This window comes from Capnocytophaga sputigena (assembly GCF_900446695.1).
GTDB classification, from domain to species: Bacteria; Bacteroidota; Bacteroidia; order Flavobacteriales; family Flavobacteriaceae; genus Capnocytophaga; species Capnocytophaga sputigena.
In genome coordinates this window covers 15763-31580 of record NZ_UAVP01000011.1, presented here as the reverse complement: position 1 = coordinate 31580, position 15818 = coordinate 15763, and the positions used below count along the sequence as shown (strand labels likewise).

General features: G+C 33.0%; 15 protein-coding genes. All 15 read left to right on the top strand.

What is annotated here, in order from left to right; genetic code table 11:
- The first annotated feature begins 1 nt into the window (after position 1).
- The 15 genes from DR017_RS12215 (at position 2) to DR017_RS12145 (ending at position 15810) form a co-directional block, all read left to right on the top strand.
- Positions 2-601 carry a hypothetical protein gene (locus tag DR017_RS12215; protein WP_002682187.1) on the top strand — a complete coding sequence of 200 codons (600 nt, stop codon included), beginning with the start codon at positions 2-4 and terminating at the stop codon, positions 599-601.
- Complete coding sequence (locus DR017_RS14440) at positions 562-2949, top strand: polymorphic toxin type 23 domain-containing protein (protein WP_002682203.1); 2388 nt, start codon at positions 562-564, stop codon at positions 2947-2949. Before DR017_RS12215 ends, DR017_RS14440 begins: the two co-directional genes overlap by 40 nt.
- Positions 2946-3623 carry a hypothetical protein gene (locus DR017_RS12205; RefSeq protein ID WP_002682195.1) on the top strand — a complete coding sequence of 226 codons (678 nt, stop codon included), beginning with the start codon at positions 2946-2948 and terminating at the stop codon, positions 3621-3623. Before DR017_RS14440 ends, DR017_RS12205 begins: the two co-directional genes overlap by 4 nt.
- A gap of 191 nt (positions 3624-3814) precedes the next feature.
- A complete protein-coding gene (locus tag DR017_RS14435) occupies positions 3815-6013 on the top strand; it encodes a PA0049 C-terminal domain-containing protein (RefSeq protein WP_002682191.1) in 2199 nt (732 codons plus the stop codon).
- The gene (locus DR017_RS12195; protein ID WP_002682193.1) at positions 6000-6503 is read left to right on the top strand and encodes a hypothetical protein; all 504 of its coding nucleotides are present in this window, start codon (positions 6000-6002) and stop codon (positions 6501-6503) included. Before DR017_RS14435 ends, DR017_RS12195 begins: the two co-directional genes overlap by 14 nt.
- 117 nt (positions 6504-6620) lie before the next feature.
- Positions 6621-7640 carry a hypothetical protein gene (locus tag DR017_RS12190; RefSeq protein ID WP_232755727.1) on the top strand — a complete coding sequence of 340 codons (1020 nt, stop codon included), beginning with the start codon at positions 6621-6623 and terminating at the stop codon, positions 7638-7640.
- Positions 7641-7841: 201 nt separating this feature from the next.
- Positions 7842-8015 (top strand): hypothetical protein, encoded by a 174-nt coding sequence (locus DR017_RS14130; RefSeq protein WP_157753333.1) that lies wholly within the window; start codon positions 7842-7844, stop codon positions 8013-8015.
- Between the two features lie 27 nt (positions 8016-8042).
- A complete protein-coding gene (locus DR017_RS12180; RefSeq protein ID WP_002682310.1) occupies positions 8043-8471 on the top strand; it encodes a GPW/gp25 family protein in 429 nt (142 codons plus the stop codon).
- Positions 8472-8512: 41 nt separating this feature from the next.
- A complete protein-coding gene (locus DR017_RS12175; RefSeq protein WP_002682302.1) occupies positions 8513-10339 on the top strand; it encodes a type VI secretion system baseplate subunit TssF in 1827 nt (608 codons plus the stop codon).
- Between the two features lie 244 nt (positions 10340-10583).
- Complete coding sequence (locus DR017_RS12170) at positions 10584-11024, top strand: hypothetical protein (RefSeq protein WP_002682314.1); 441 nt, start codon at positions 10584-10586, stop codon at positions 11022-11024.
- Positions 11025-11056: 32 nt separating this feature from the next.
- Positions 11057-12424 (top strand): DUF5458 family protein, encoded by a 1368-nt coding sequence (locus tag DR017_RS12165; protein WP_002682304.1) that lies wholly within the window; start codon positions 11057-11059, stop codon positions 12422-12424.
- A 137-nt stretch (positions 12425-12561) separates the two neighbouring features.
- Positions 12562-12948: a type VI secretion system tube protein TssD gene (gene tssD, locus DR017_RS12160; protein WP_009411176.1), complete on the top strand. Its 387-nt coding sequence runs from the start codon at positions 12562-12564 to the stop codon at positions 12946-12948.
- A gap of 51 nt (positions 12949-12999) precedes the next feature.
- Entirely contained in the window at positions 13000-13386 is a 387-nt protein-coding gene (gene tssD, locus DR017_RS12155) for a type VI secretion system tube protein TssD (RefSeq protein ID WP_016479764.1), read from the top strand.
- A gap of 91 nt (positions 13387-13477) precedes the next feature.
- Entirely contained in the window at positions 13478-13873 is a 396-nt protein-coding gene (gene tssD, locus DR017_RS12150; protein WP_095909087.1) for a type VI secretion system tube protein TssD, read from the top strand.
- Between the two features lie 38 nt (positions 13874-13911).
- A complete protein-coding gene (locus tag DR017_RS12145) occupies positions 13912-15810 on the top strand; it encodes a type VI secretion system Vgr family protein (RefSeq protein ID WP_232755728.1) in 1899 nt (632 codons plus the stop codon).
- Positions 15811-15818 lie beyond the last annotated feature (8 nt).

Genomic DNA, 15818 nt, shown 5'->3' with positions numbered 1-15818 from the left:
GATGAAAAATGAAAAATATCTCATAGAAAGTATTGTAAATAAGGATTATAATACACCTTATGCTCAAGAGAATACTTATAAACGTCTTATAGAGATTTGGTATTTAGGTAAAAAAGCAAATTTAGCTTATTACCAAGTAATGACTATAAAGTATCTATTTCCTGAAGAAAATACACTGAATACTTTATTGCGAAAAATAGCCTCTACTTTCAATTATTTGGAAGTAGGTACCAATGAAGAAAATAGAATAGCTAAAGTATTCAATCTTTCTGCTATTAAAATCAAATGGAAAAAAATACAACTATCTATTACTACCATTCATAAAGGTTATGAAATAGAGAACTATTGCACTTCTATTACTAACCTACTAGAAGATGAACAAAGTTTTATTACTTTCCTTAATCAAAATAATATGTTAGGATTACTTTTTAATGGACATCCCAAAGAGGAAAACAAAGTAATTCGCAATGGTGAAGACCTTCTTGAATATAGAAATAGTATTCTTATAGAATCTATTGTAAATGAAATAAACAACAACACAAATTTAAAATACTCATTGTTATGGCTTGGTTCTTTGGAAATAAACAACAAAAATACATAGACAATTTAGAGAAGAATAATAAAAAGCGTCAAGAGGCTGAAATCATTACCATTGGTAAAGCAACTCCAGAACAACAAGAGGAACGAGCTTCTCAAGTTGTAGCTCAGCGTAACCAAAAAAGAATGGAAGCTATTGAAGAAGAGCAAGAAAAAGAAGATAAAGCTCAAGAAGACCAGCTTTTTGTTATTAATGGAGCCAAGGTAAAATTTGGTCCTCATATAGGAACATTTAAAGTGCTAAGTGACACCCCTACCATCCAAAGTAAAACTGTAGGTACTGAAATAGAAAAAAGCCCTGCCAACTTTACATTTATGGATGGATTTCAGCTATTGACCCTAACGCAGTGGCAAGAGGTTGGAACAGCCAAATACCAAGATAACTTAGCTCTTATTAAAAAATCTACTATTGTAAGCACAGGTAAGATGTCTCCAGCCAATGCTCCTATTGAAAGTGGTAAAATAGAGTTCATAAACTCAGGACAAATAAATGTTCCTGAAAATATAGATACTACAGGAATGCCCTTGCCTTTATTTAACCAAACTATTGAAAAAAGTGAATATTCTCTTGAAAGCAATTATTTTCATAATCACTTATTAGAAGTAGCTAAAGAGGTAATGTCAAATATCGATGAACCAGATAGCTACGTATATAAATTTTATAAAAAAGTTATTGAAAATCAAATTAAAAATCCTGAAATAGAGGTTGTCAAAGATTTATTTTCTGACAAATGGGGAAAATATGATTCCTTTTCTGAGAAAATACAAATATCTGAGAAACAACTGGCTGATATTGAAAAAGATAACGATCGAAAAATTCAACTTATTACAGTTTTAGGAGAATGTTATGCTAAATATATAGAAGGGGTTGTAGAAAATTTAATAGATGATACTACTATCTTAGATTTGTTTGAGTATGAATTTCTGCGTTTTGATGGTTTTGGGAATACTTGTAATATCCCAATTGCAAAACTCACAACACCCCAAAAAGAGATACATACACTAAATATCTGTTTAGAGGTTCCTGAAGAGATACTCCAAGACTGCTCTATTGAAAGTTCTGTTTATGATGACATGATGACAGAAATACCTTCTTCAGAGCCTCGTCAAGGTGATAGTACTTTTCCAACGATATTAAGCTATCCTACGCCTCCCCCACCAGAGACTCCTATATTACCTAATATTGGATTTAAATTTTCAATGGCTTGGAAAGGAAATGGAACTCCTGCTTGCTCTTTTACAGTATATGCAGGATTACAAAAAGAAGTGGCTAAAGATCTTAAAGTGCCATTGATAGGACCAACTAGTGTTATGATAGGATTAAATCTTGCCACAACACTTTATCAAGGCACTCCTGGTACATCAGATCTTAGTCCTCAATTAGCAACACTAAGTGCAAGTCCCTCTCTTACTATAGGCTCAAAGACAGGGAATTCCTGCTCTTTAAATTTATTTAATCAGTATACGGGGACAGGAGTTTATAACCCATATAAATATGCTTTTTCATTAGGAGTAACAGGAGTATTAAGTACAGGTGATGTTTCTAAAAACTTCGATGAAGAAGGAAATCTTATAAAAGATGAATATAATACTCATGACCATAATCATCGTCATCAAATATTAGGTGGAGCAGCTATTAAAGCTGGAAATTTTATAATAGCTTCATATAATGATGTCTGTAAAATCCCATTTTTGGGGATAAATTCTGATCAAAATTGGTCAGCTGGTGCTAATATAAAATTTAAATTAAGAGAAAATTTAAATTTCTCTTATGCCTTTGATTTGTATTATGGAAAATCAAGTAATAAAAGACCTTTGAATAAAGATGTAATGATTGATGGACAGAACTATGACCTACAAAATCTGTTCGAGTTAACCCTAAACAGAGGGCAAGAAACTTTTACTATGACGGATGATTATGGCAAGGTGTTGGGTAATAATGATGTTTTTGGTTATGGCTGTTTTTGGCCAAGCAATAATATGCATAATGCAATTACTTGGCCTGAAAAAAAACCTCAGGAACCTAAAAGACCTTTGAGAAGTGATTATATAAAAGAAGAAGATTTTGAGAAAGCTAAAGCCGATTATGCAAAAAAAATGAGAACTTATAGAAGAGACTTAAATGATTACAATTTAAGTCAGGAAATTACAGACAAAACAAAATATAAATATCCTTTTTGGAAAAGACCTTTTAAAACGAATGGAAATGAACGAGTACCTAATCCTACTTTTCATTGGTTATTTTCTATCTACAATAAAAACAATAAAATAGATTGGGAAAGAGTAAAAGAATATTTCAATGCAAAACAAGCGCAAGATATTTATTTAAATCAACAAAATTTAAGAAAATGAAAAATAAGATTGTTTATACAATAAGTTTTATACTCCTGCTGCTTTTTGTTTGTTGTAGAACAGGAAAAGAAGATCGCAAAAATGTTAGATTTATGAATTATCTAATATCTCGCGGAATAGATCCTGATACCGTAAAAGTATTTTCAAGGTACTATGAAGACCATTTTGAATATCTTCAAGAACAGGAACGACAAAAATTACTAAAAAATCCATATGTAAAAATAAACAAAGTTTATTTTTACAACTATGGAGAGATGAATTTGGTACTGTTCTCAGATGATGGAGAAATGTATCGTAACAAGTTTACAATCAATAATCGCTTTATGGATATCATAGGTGATACTTTAGTCAGGATAAAGCAACCTATAGAATTGTGGTCGTATGCAGATTTCAAGTTGGTAGATAGTGTATTATACACTTTAACCAAAGAACGGGCACCTTATAAGGAGTGGTATCAAACAACCTCTTATTTCTTTAAAAATGATAGCATTATTGCTGATAAAACCTATAAGTCAAATTGGTCTTATGAAAAGAAAAAAATTGCTACTACTCATAAGGCTTATAATATAAGAATGGTCTGTAAACCTACACTTGAAGTGGAAGAGAAATTTAGAACTATAGAAGGACATAAAATTAAACATTACATTGTTACTGGAGAATTTTTACTGAAATAGGAAAACAAATACTATCCTAAACTATTTTTTAAGAATCTTTCCCCCTATACTCCCTCTTCTTTTCTAATCAGATGGGCTAATTCGGGGTCGTTTTCAATGCGAGAGAGTTCGTCAGTGATGAGTTATAGTATTCTTATAGAATCTATTGTAAATGAAATAAATAACAACACAAATTTAAAATACTCATTGTTATGGCTTGGTTCTTTGGAAATAAACAACAAAAATACATAGAAAATTTAGAGAAGAATAATAAAAAGCGTCAAGAAAAGGAGCGTGAAGAGGCTGAAATCATTACCATTGGTAAAGCAACTCCAGAACAACAAGAGGAACGAGCTTCTCAAGTTGTAGCTCAGCGTAACCAAAAAAGAATGGAAGCTATTGAAGAAGAGCAAGAAAAAGAAGATAAAGCTCAAGAAGACCAGCTTTTTGTTATTAATGGGGCAAAAGTAAAATTTGGTCCTCATATAGGAACATTTAAAGTGCTAAGTGACACCCCTACCATTCAAAGTAAAACCGTAGGAACTCAGATAGAAAATGCCCCTTTGAACTTTACTTTTGAAGATGGCTTTCAGCTCTTGACACTGACTCAGTGGCAAGATATGGGAGATGCTAAGTTTCAGGGTAATGTAGCTCTAATAAAGAAATCTACTATTGTAAGCACAGGTAAGATGTCTCCAGCCAATGCTCCTATTGAAAGTGGTAAAATAGAGTTCATAGACTCAGGACAAATAAATATTCCTGAAAATATAGATACTACAGGGATGCCTCTGTTAGCAAATAATAATCCTCCTTGTATAAAGGAAGTCATTTTTTTTACTTCTGATGGCAAGGAAATTCTCAAAAATGGCAAAACACATAACCTCTGTTATGGGGAACCTTTTTATATAGAAGTAATCACTGAGAACATTCCTGATGACACTCCAATGACAATCACTCTAAAAGATACAAAGATTAGTTTTGAGGGGCAACTTAAAGAAAACAAAATAAAAACAACACTTCTTTCTATTCCTATATCTTGTTATGATGAGTCTAAAGAGAACTATATCTATGAAAAATACATAACAGAAGTAAAACAATATCAAGCTTTTGAGGTGGAAATTAAAATACAAAGACACCCTATGAGTGCAGATAACAATGAGCTTATACCTTACACTTATCATAGAAATTATGAGGAATTAGTGGGGTTGTTTGCTAAAAGTAATAACGGAAATAAGGATATAAAAGAGAACTATGAGAATGAATTTATTGATAATAAAGAATTCCAAATAAAAAATATTGTTGAAAATTTCACTAATTATTTAGAAAATAGCAACCTAACTATTGAAGATATAAAGGAACAAGTAGAGAAAGAAGCTAAAAAACTTTGGGAAGCAGCCATTATAGGAGTACAGAAAGGTAATTTAGACGATCGCCCCTTGTATTGGGCAAGAAATAAAATGCAAGTAGCTCTAAAACGGCATTATTTGTTTAAAAATGATATTGATTTTGAGAAAAGTATAGTGAAGAAAAATACTAATTTGGAGAAAATAATCACTACTTTTGAAGAGAAAAGCCGAAATTATACAGGAATTGATTTTTCAAAAGCTCCTAAAGGAACAAAAAAAATATTGATAACTGGGTTTGACCCATTTGTACTTAATCAGTTTAAATTTAATAAATTAGGTGCAGATATTAATACTCAAAATCCTTCTGGAATTACCGTTTTATATTTTCACGGGAAAACGATAGGAAAAGCCTATATTCAAGCAGCGATAGTTCCTGTAAGATATGAAGATTTTGATAATTGTATTGTAGAGAATTTAGTAGAAAAAAACATAAACAGTTTTGATATAATGATAACAATGAGTAGGAATGATGAAAATTTTGATATTGAAAGATTTGCTTGTAAATTTAGGGGAGGGTATTTTGATAATATGTGTATTGGAGACACCTCTAATATCCCAATAGAAACATTGAAGTATTTTGAAATGGAAGCTACTGATTGGGATAGTTCAAGATTTAAGCAAATTCCTAATGGAAAAGAGTTCTATGAAACCTCTTTACCGATTGAGAAAATATTACGAGGAGATTTAGCTCCCGATAAAAATATAGTGTTTTTTGATCAATCAATCATAGATGATAATGGATTAAAAATATTTCATCCTAATAAAGAAGGAAAAACTAATACGACAAGTAAATATTTTACAATTAATGATATTAAAGGGAAGTCTATAGAAGGATCTGGTGGAGATTACTTGTCCAATGAAATAATGTATCGAGCAACCCGAAAAAGAGATGAAAAGGGAATGAATAAAATAAAAAGTATTGGACATATCCATATCTCTGACAGTATGGAGTACAAGAAAATTTTTGAAATAATAATTAAAATTTTTGAAAATGCAACAAATTAAATATATTCTTTTCTTTTTAATCATAAGTTTGAAAATAGAAGCACAACCGAGTTTTAAATATTCCTTAATTAATTTAGAAATCGAAGTGTTGGACAATAAAAACGATGTAATTCTTTTTTATAAGAAAGCGGATAAACTTTATTCTAATTTAGGATATAGTGTAGAATTTACAAAAAATCGTAAAATTAATAGATATAAAAAAAGTTCAGATGAGTCTAATATAAAAATAGAAAAAACTCCTGAAAAAGATATTTTTATAAAACAAGATAAGATTTGTATTCTATTAGGAAGGACAAATTACGATAATACAATATTTGATAGGATACTTATTACCAATAACAAGGAGGAAAAAATGATTATTAATTTTATTTTTTATCCATTTAAAAGAGAAAAATACAATATAAGTATAACAATTCCTTTCAAAAAAGGTATTTATGAGATTAAAAATCCAGATAACCCACAAATAATAGAAAAAATAGATGATAATTAATTTTTTACAAATAGAAATGTCATAACTCCCACCCCTTAGACTAAAAATATGCCACAGAAATTTGTTACAAAACCATTATTATTTTTACTCATAGCTAAATTCCTAACCTCTTGTTCTATGTTCACACCCAAAGACGACAATATGAAATGGACTGCCCAATACAACTTTATGGATTTGTATAAGCAAAAAGTATATGAAGGTTATTTTAATGCAGGGGCAGCTATTGAGATAAATGGCATTGCAGTAATCAACAGCCAAACTATTTTATTGGGAGCAGAAAAAGATTTGCGAGCTTTTGATCCTGAAATTTTGGAAAAACAAGCGGTGCTTTTTGTCTCTACCGACAAAGGTAAAACCTATAAGGAAATCCTCTTAGAAGGAAATTACTTTGATAGTTTTTACAAAACTGAGAACTACTGCATTATAGAGACTTCGGGAGAGCATCATTTTATTTATCTATTTAACAATAAAACACTTAAGGTGGAAAAAATAGATGAGTGTGATAATGATTTGAGTATATGGTATGGTATTTTTGACGGCAGATATATTATGTATAGCAACAAAGAAAATGAATATGTAATGGATATATCAAACCGAAGCAAAATGTATGAAATACCCAAAGCAATTAAAAATATACCTACTTATCCTATCAATCAGAATGGAGATTTGATTTATATGAAAAACAATGATTTGTATATTTACAATGTCATCTCTCAACAAGAGAAGTTATATAAGAAACTCAAAAATAAATATGATTACTTTTTACCTATAGATGAGGCTGATAGTCCGCTAACATTACAGCAAGTAAAGAATGAAGATGATGAGGAAAAGTATGAAGAAAAGATTTATAATTTAGATGAAGAGTTGTTGTATGTTATCAATAAGGACAATAGGCAAAAACATTACAGATACAACAATTTTATTTGCGACTATTCAGCCTTAGGTACCTCTCCCGAAATTCGTTTTTCTTATGATTATGGCAAAACTTGGAAAACACATAATGTAAAAGGTTTTTCTATCTTACAAAGTACTTTTGGCTTTTATAAAGATGAATTTTTGGTAACCGAAGGCATATTCTTTCGAGGAGATTCTCCCGAGAGTGGTGGGCGCATAATGGTAGGGGAATTTCAGAAGTAACAAAAAATCTAAAAGTAACCAGCGACAAGCAATACGCTAAAAGCAGTGGAAGTGAAGAACAATACCAGCAGTATTGCAAAAACATTTTCCAAAAAGAACAGCAATACATCGCCCAGAATGCCGAGTATTACATCAATCGCGTAAATAGGAGACGCAACAATCACTCCTTTTTAGTAGAACCCGATAAAAGAAATGCCTAAAATGAAAAAAGTATTAATTATTCTTATTGTAGCCTTTATTACCATTGCCTGCAACGGACAAGCTACTCTTGATGCTCAACGCAAAGAAGCTATTGAATTCTTTAAAAAACAAAAACATCGTTTTGAGATCAAAGGGTATAAAATATATTATCGGAACTTAAACAATACAAAGTAGAATAATCAAATACCCACAACAAACTGTATGAAAGGAATATATTACAAACTCCCTATTGATTTTGGAGGTCTAATGAAAAAACAAGACCTTGCTAAAATAGCTTTAGAAGATTCTATCTCTCAATCAATTTTCACCTTGATGACAACTGTTTTTGGAGAATGTAAGTTCGATGAAACCTATGGTTGTGAATTATGGGATACTGATTTTGACCTTCTCAAAAGCGATGACGAGCTAAAAGTTTTTGTCGCCAAAAGTTTAAAAAATAGTATCATTCAACACGAAAAACGAATTTTTCTACAAGATATAGAAATAAAAATTTCAGAACAAAACTTAGGAGAAATAAACAAAAAGCGAATAAAGAAAAAAGTATTAGTATCTGTAAGAGCCATTGTTTTAGAAACCAATCGCCCTTTTGTTTATGATTTTTCTTTTTTTGTAAGCCCCTTGTCTTATTAATATTTTAGCATAATTATACACTATAAATCACATAATTATAGATGAATCAGGAACAAATAAAAAATAGAATGATAAAAAGAGCTTCACGAATGTGGGGCTATAGTGAGTTAGAGTCCGAAAGTGCTTTCGACCCAGTTTTAGAATTGCTTCTTTCAGCTTGTGCTTCAGAACTTGAAAAATTGCGCTTTGAACAAGAAAATTCCCGCGCACGAATTACAGATCGAATCCTTGAGATTATTTTCCCCAATCAAATAGTAGGAGTGGTACCTTCTCAAACATTGTTACAACTCACCCCTGTAGAAAATAACGTCCAGCTCTCTCGTTATAATCATTTCAAGGCTATCAAAAAAACTCAAAATATATACGACCCAACTCAGGTAAATACAAAAGACATCTATTTCAGTCCTACTTTAGAAATGAAACTTACCACTGCTCAGGTAAAATATTTGCTCTATGGCAATAAAGTGCTCCAGCAAGAAAGTTTTTTCTATCAGGAAGAGATAGCTCGCTCAGAGAGGAATATCCCTTCAGGTGAGTTTTGGATAGGAATACACGCTCCAGGAGTAGAAAAATTAGAAGATTTGTGTTTTTACATAGATGTAAATAACAAAGAGCAAAAAGAGTTTTTTACCTATTACCTTCAACAAGTAAAAGTCTTTTCAGAGGGCAAAGAATATGAATTGGTAGAAGGATATAACACACCTACTAATAGTATTGAATACGAAAACATTATCTCTAAGAATTACACAGGTATAGATGCTATATACAACGAAGTAAATCAATTCTATCAAGCAAATTTCTTTACTCTAAAAGGTACTATTTATCCTAAAACAGAAGAAGAAAAATCGGTAGCAACTACTTTATTAGAAAACTACTTCCTCGATCATAAGTTTATTACAGAGAAAGATATTATATGGTTACAGTTCAAATTTTATGAAGTCATTACTCCTAAAGTCCTAGAAAATGTACGTATTGCTCTAAATTGTGTGCCTGCTATCAATATACGTAATACCGAAGATTACAAACGTATCAAAGGACAGCTTACTATTTACCCTATTACTGGAGAAGATTCCTTCTTAGATATAGATTATATATCTGATAACTACAAAAAAAGATATGATGTAAAGAATTATTTATCAGATGATAATATTTCCATCGTGTTAAGACGAGGAGGCGTAGCTCGCTTTGACGAAAGAAATGCCTTAGAACACCTGCAACACCTCTTAGGTCTTATTAGAGAGGAAACCGCTTCTTTTTCAGCTATAGGAAATGATTTCGCTATCGAAGAAGAACTCAAACAAATAGGTCAAAACTTAGCCTCTATCTATCAAAATATAAAAGAAAAAAATCTATCACTAAATCCCAATCCATATCTAATATTCTCTTCTAATAATAAAGAAATGGATATGAATTTTACTATTTCCTATTGGCATACAGCCGCAGAAGAAGGAAATGATATAAAAACAGGTATCTCATTAGTTTGTGATAGTGAAAACAAAACAGCCATTAGCAAAGCTATTGTTGTAAAACCTTCCTTTGGAGGTAGACGCGGACTTACTACTTCCGATAAAATTTTAGAATATCGCAATGCATTGCTTTCACGAGGTAGAATTGTTACCATTGCCGATGTAAAAACCTTTGCCAAAAGCCATTTCAAGCACACAATCAAAGGATTAGAGGTACAAAAAGGCACTAAAAAAGAGGTCTCACTAAAAGGAGGCTTTAAAAGAACTATAGATATTTACCTAAATAAAAATAAAGAGGTAGAAGTAAGTGAAACAGAATGGGAATACTTAAAGGATAGTTTCTTGATTAAATTAGAAAAAGCCTCTACAAATATTTATCCCTATAGGATTTTTGAGAAGTAATTCAACATCACCGTGTAAAACTATACATTTCTTTTACAGAAATATATCAAAAAAAGCATCTTCTTTAGGTGCTTTTCTATTTTTTTACCTAAAAACATTTTTTATATTCACTTGTTTTACAATAGATTAAAATACATTTCAAAAATAATTTGAAAAATATTTGAATGAAAATTTGCTTTGTATTTCAATTTTAACTACATTTGTCGCGTAATCAAGTTTGATAAAAATTTAAAAACATCATTCAATGCTAACAAACAAAGGAATAGGAGGCAACGAAGTGCCTATAGACGCTAGTGAAGCTATTTTAGAGATAGCTCCTAATCGCACATTGATAGCTCAAAAGCTCAGTGCAGAAAACCCCGTAAAACCCGAATTAGTGGAAGGTCTCAATACCTTAGACAAGGTATTCGAGCACTTCAAGCCTACTATGAAAGTAGATTTTGAAGACAGTGAAGGAGCTACCAAAGTAGAAGAATTGACCTTTAAAAACTTGGGAGATTTTGGTACCAAAGGAATTACAGCCCAAAGCGCTTTCCTCACGGGATTGGCTACTGAAAAAGACCAATATCAGAAAATAATCAAACAACTCAAAACAAACAAACTCCTTAAAGCAGCCTTGGAAGATCCTGATGCTAAAAAAGCCCTACAGGACACTTTAGAAGCTCTAATAGCTGAGTTGAGTTAATTTCCCAATATTACAATTAAATATTTGAAACAATGTCAAATAAAATAGAAACAGCAAATACAGCATCACAAGCACAGGAATCTGTTAAGAAATCACCTATTTCATTAGAAAAGTCATTAGATAAATTAGTGCGTTATGGAGGTTTTGATTTGTTAGAAGCATCCATAGAGAATGTACAAAATGTAAATCCTGATAGGAATGCTCGTAGAAAGATATTCCTTACCGAAAGTAGCAAGCAAAAAGAAAGAGATACCCTAAAGAAAACATTAGAACTTTGGGCAAGTGTCTTAAAACAAAGTGATTCTTTGGTTGAAATGGTAGCACATTGTGAAGACCAACAAAAATCAGCAGAAGAGTTGCTTTCTAAAAACTTATACAATGCTGTAGAGGCTACTCGTGAGTTAGAAACAAACTATCGAACTATAGCTTTGTTTTACAAAAATACTGAGGAAGACAAAATCAAAAACGTTACAGTGATGAACGCTTCCTTAGAGCAACTCAAAGACCTTGATAACACGCGTTTTATTGATACCATACACGCCGAACTTTCTGATAACTACGACCGTTTAGACCTTAGAAATAACTATGGGTTGTTAGTGATTCCAGGTTATTTAGGCTCTAATATGGTAGTCGAAAAATGGGCAAAAATCGCTCACGAAAATAAAGTAATGCTTGTTACTGACTTTGAACACTTGGACGAACCCGATGATGTAATGGAGATGTTCGACGAAGCAAACCTCACAGGTGGCGATGTGTATCGTGCCAATGTACTAATGACCTGCAACTGGCTAGTAGGTAGAGGCCGTTTCAATGAAATAGGCGAAACAACCGATTTGTTTGTCCCTCCTTCCGCTGCTTTAGCTGGAAAAATCTACAAAACATTGATGTCTCAGGTAACTGCAGGAAAGAAATTTGGAGGTATCAACGAAGTAGAAGGTGTACGTTTCGACTTGAAGAAAAGCGAAATAGCCAACTTAGAAAGTTTAGGACTTATTCCTATGGTAAATGAATACGGAAAAGTAATGGCTTTCTCAGGCAAAACATTGTTCAATGGAGATAACTTAGGACTACAAACGTATTCTGTGGTACGTGTGTTCGACTATGTGACCAAAGTACTAATGGATTTCCTTAACCGTAGAGCTTTTGAGAATTTTACAGCGACTACTCGTAAGGATATTATGAACCAAATTGTCCAATTCTTGGATAGCATTACAGGTCCTAAAAACCTTATTGAGAATTTCGAGATAAGACGATTTGAACAAGACCCTAAACAAAAAGACAGAATCTATTTAGACATTCATATGAAACCTTATTTCCCCGCTAAAAACTTCCTTATCAAAATGGATGGACACAAGGGAACTGATGCTAATGAATGGGATACTGAATATGAACAAAAGTAAAGTACCTCTTATGAAGGGATGATTCACCTTAAACAATAAAAAAAAGGTTTAGACTTCCAACATAAGGCATTGGAGACATTTTATATATATTTCCATAATTGGTATTATTGAGTATTAAATTTTAATTTATTTTAATTATGTCGTTTAAATGCAAACTGAATGTTGCTGGTAAAGAACGCAACATCGTTTCCGTGGACTACGGAATGTTACAAGAAACCGACGTCACAGGTAGACCTTCTTCGGTTACCAGAGGTGGCAAAATTACTATCACCGTCGAAAGCACTGGTGATACCGACCTTTTTGAGTGGATGACCAACTCCTTCGAACGCAAGGATGGAAGCATCATCTTCCTCAAAAGAGACAGTGAGGCTACTTTGAAAGAGCTGAAATTTAAAGAAGCTTACATCGTGAAGTACAAAGAAGATTTCGATGCAGCAGGTGATAATCCGCTGACAGAAACCTTTACACTCTCTGCCAAAGAGATTGAAATGGGTACAGCCAAACATACTAATGAATGGGTGTAATCTTCTTTTGATTTTTTAATGTAATTATTAATCTTTTAAATTTTTAAGCGTATGTCTTTCAAAGCCAAACTTAAAGTAGCTGGCAAAGAATATAATGTTCTTAGCGTAAGTTATGCATTGTTCCAAGAAACAGATGCAACAGGTCGTCCTTCTACCGTTACACGTGGTGGAAAAATTGATGTAATAGTCGAAAGCACAGGAGAAGCAGACTTCTTCGAGTGGATGACAAATTCTTTTGAACGTAAAGACGGTAGTATCACTTTCTTAAAAAGAGATAGTGAAGCTACCCTAAAAGAATTGAAATTCACTGAGGCTTATCTTGTAAAACATCGAGAGCATTTTGATGCCTCAGGAGAAAAACCCCTCACTGAATCCTTTACTATTTCTGCAAGGAAATTAGAAATGGGTACAGGTGCCTACGAAAATGAGTGGGTGTAAGACTTATGAAAATTGGGTAGTGCTTTAGAGTGCTGCCCAATTTTTGTAAAAAACAAAAAGAACTAAGTTTAATTCATAAAATAAAAAGAATATGTCATTCAAAGTTAAATTAGAATTAGAAGGTAAAACCTACAATGTATTAGCTTGTAAATATAATTTTACACAAGATGTAGATCAAACAGGACTACCTAAAGGAATGCCAAGAGGTGGTGAGATCTTTATTCGTTTGGAAAGTACAGGAGAACCTGACTTGTTCAAATGGATGAATAGCGTTAGTGAAACCAAAGATGGTAAGATTATTTACTATCGTAGAGATGCAATGAGCAAATTGCAGGAACTTTCTTTTAAAAAGGCTTTCTGTGTAAGTTTTACAGAAGACTTTAATGCTAATAGCACAGAATCCTTGCAAATTGAACTTGTTCTATCTGCTCAGCAACTCATTGTAAATGGAGTACCACATAACAAACAATGGAAAATGGGTATTTAAATTTGTAATCTCAAATTTCATCCATAAAAAAGAATCTTATGAATAACAACACCTCATCTGTCCCAGGTCGTGTGAACGACCCCAAAACCTTTGCAAAATTTGCTTCGGTGAAAAGTTTTCAAGATTTTTTGAAAGATAAAGATAATCCTGTAGTGATGATTACCCTTTCCCTCAATGGTAAAGGATTTTTAGACACTGCCACTTTTTCTTTACAACTTTCACAGCACACCAATGCCCACGACGAATTTACCATTGTGGTCAATGATACAGCTATCGACGACTTCACAGGGCAAGTGATGAAAAACTCCAAAGATCTTTTAGGAGAGAACATTACTATTCATTTCCATCATCACGGAAGTATTGTACAATCTTTCAAAGGAATTATAGCCAATATCCGCAACCGCAAAGACGAAGGAGGCGGACACGGCAGGCTCTATATCTCTGGCTATGCACCAAGTATCATTTTAGAAAATGGTAAAGACTGTCAGTCGTATGAGAACAAAACCCTCCCTGAAATCATCGCCGAAGCCACCACTGAATACCCTCAAGAAGCCAAGGTAAATACCGAAGGAATGATCAATACCAAGTATAAAATTCCTTATGTGGTACAATACAAAGAATCCGATTATCACTTTATCAGTAGGTTAGCCCGCCGTTATGGCGAGTTCTTCTACTACAATGGCACCCAGCTCATTTTCAGCAACGAAGCACAGAACACAGTAGAGCTTTTTGAAGGAGATGATATGATCGATGTAGAGTTTGAACTAGTGATCAAACCTCAAAACTTCACCTATTTGTCCTATGATGCCGAAACAGCAGGTACCGAACAAAAAAAGACCCAAGAAGTACACTTGCAGGACAAGGTAAATCCTTTTCAGTTTGCAGCTATCAAAGCCTCAAACAAAGTCTTTACCAAAGTGCCCGAGATGCCTTATGTAGCCATACCCGAACAGTTCAGAGGTGATTATTTAAAAGATGTAGTACGCCGTGAGAAAGAAAGCCGAGAACAGCTGATGCAAGTGCGAGGCAAAAGTCGCAACCCGCACGTGCGCATCGGAGGCTTTGTAAAACTCAAAGACATCAATAGCAAACCTATGGAAACCTACCGAGTGATAGACATCAAGCACTATCAATCAGGTCAAGACTACTACAACGAGTTTATCGCTATTCCTGATGTATATATCGCTTACTATTACGATGAAGAAGCCCTCCCACGAGCCGAACAGCAAATAGCCCGAGTTACCGATAACAACGACCCTAAAGGCTTAGGGCGCGTGCGCGTACAGTTTATCTGGCAAGAAAAATACCAAGCTCAAACCCCTTGGATACGCGTAGTACAACCCCACGCAGGAGCCGACAAAGGCTTTTACTTCATCCCCGAAATAGGCGAAGAAGTATTAGTTGATTTTGAAGACCAAAATGCCGAACGCCCTTATGTAATAGGCAGCAACTACAACGGCAAGGAATTTAGTAAATACCATACAGCAGGCAACGACAAGAAAGTGATACACACCCGCTCAGGTACTAAAATAGTATTGAACGACAAACAAGGAAGTATAAATATAACAGACCGAGGTACCGGGGATATTACTATTGATGGTGGAGGTAATATTATTAGCAATAGTAACAAAAGTAATATTATCAATGTAGGAGCAGATGAACAAGGAGCTCCCATATCTTATGTAGCAATTGATGCTGAAGGAAATATTTTAATGAATACTGAAAATAGGATCTGTTTTCAGGTAGGAGATAACAGAATTTCTCTTTCAAAAGAAGGTTTAGAAATCGATATTAAAAATGGAAATATTAATGTTAATTCTATTGCTGGTTCAACAACCTTTTTGAGTAATAGAGCTTTTTTAATTGATAGTAATGATTTCACAGTTAAGTCAAAAACTATAGTTGATGTAAAAGCTCTTGAGATAAATCTTAACTAAAAATAAGA

What these genes read in the sequence shown, in the direction of transcription:
- DR017_RS12215 (WP_002682187.1), top strand. Translation starts at nt 2, where the DNA reads ATGAAAAATGAAAAATATCTCATAGAAAGTATTGTAAATAAGGATTAT.
- DR017_RS14440 (WP_002682203.1), top strand. Translation starts at nt 562, where the DNA reads ATGGCTTGGTTCTTTGGAAATAAACAACAAAAATACATAGACAATTTA.
- DR017_RS12205 (WP_002682195.1), top strand. Translation starts at nt 2,946, where the DNA reads ATGAAAAATAAGATTGTTTATACAATAAGTTTTATACTCCTGCTGCTT.
- DR017_RS14435 (WP_002682191.1), top strand. Translation starts at nt 3,815, where the DNA reads ATGGCTTGGTTCTTTGGAAATAAACAACAAAAATACATAGAAAATTTA.
- DR017_RS12195 (WP_002682193.1), top strand. Translation starts at nt 6,000, where the DNA reads ATGCAACAAATTAAATATATTCTTTTCTTTTTAATCATAAGTTTGAAA.
- DR017_RS12190 (WP_232755727.1), top strand. Translation starts at nt 6,621, where the DNA reads ATGTTCACACCCAAAGACGACAATATGAAATGGACTGCCCAATACAAC.
- DR017_RS14130 (WP_157753333.1), top strand. Translation starts at nt 7,842, where the DNA reads ATGAAAAAAGTATTAATTATTCTTATTGTAGCCTTTATTACCATTGCC.
- DR017_RS12180 (WP_002682310.1), top strand. Translation starts at nt 8,043, where the DNA reads ATGAAAGGAATATATTACAAACTCCCTATTGATTTTGGAGGTCTAATG.
- DR017_RS12175 (WP_002682302.1), top strand. Translation starts at nt 8,513, where the DNA reads ATGAATCAGGAACAAATAAAAAATAGAATGATAAAAAGAGCTTCACGA.
- DR017_RS12170 (WP_002682314.1), top strand. Translation starts at nt 10,584, where the DNA reads ATGCTAACAAACAAAGGAATAGGAGGCAACGAAGTGCCTATAGACGCT.
- DR017_RS12165 (WP_002682304.1), top strand. Translation starts at nt 11,057, where the DNA reads ATGTCAAATAAAATAGAAACAGCAAATACAGCATCACAAGCACAGGAA.
- tssD (WP_009411176.1), top strand. Translation starts at nt 12,562, where the DNA reads ATGTCGTTTAAATGCAAACTGAATGTTGCTGGTAAAGAACGCAACATC.
- tssD (WP_016479764.1), top strand. Translation starts at nt 13,000, where the DNA reads ATGTCTTTCAAAGCCAAACTTAAAGTAGCTGGCAAAGAATATAATGTT.
- tssD (WP_095909087.1), top strand. Translation starts at nt 13,478, where the DNA reads ATGTCATTCAAAGTTAAATTAGAATTAGAAGGTAAAACCTACAATGTA.
- DR017_RS12145 (WP_232755728.1), top strand. Translation starts at nt 13,912, where the DNA reads ATGAATAACAACACCTCATCTGTCCCAGGTCGTGTGAACGACCCCAAA.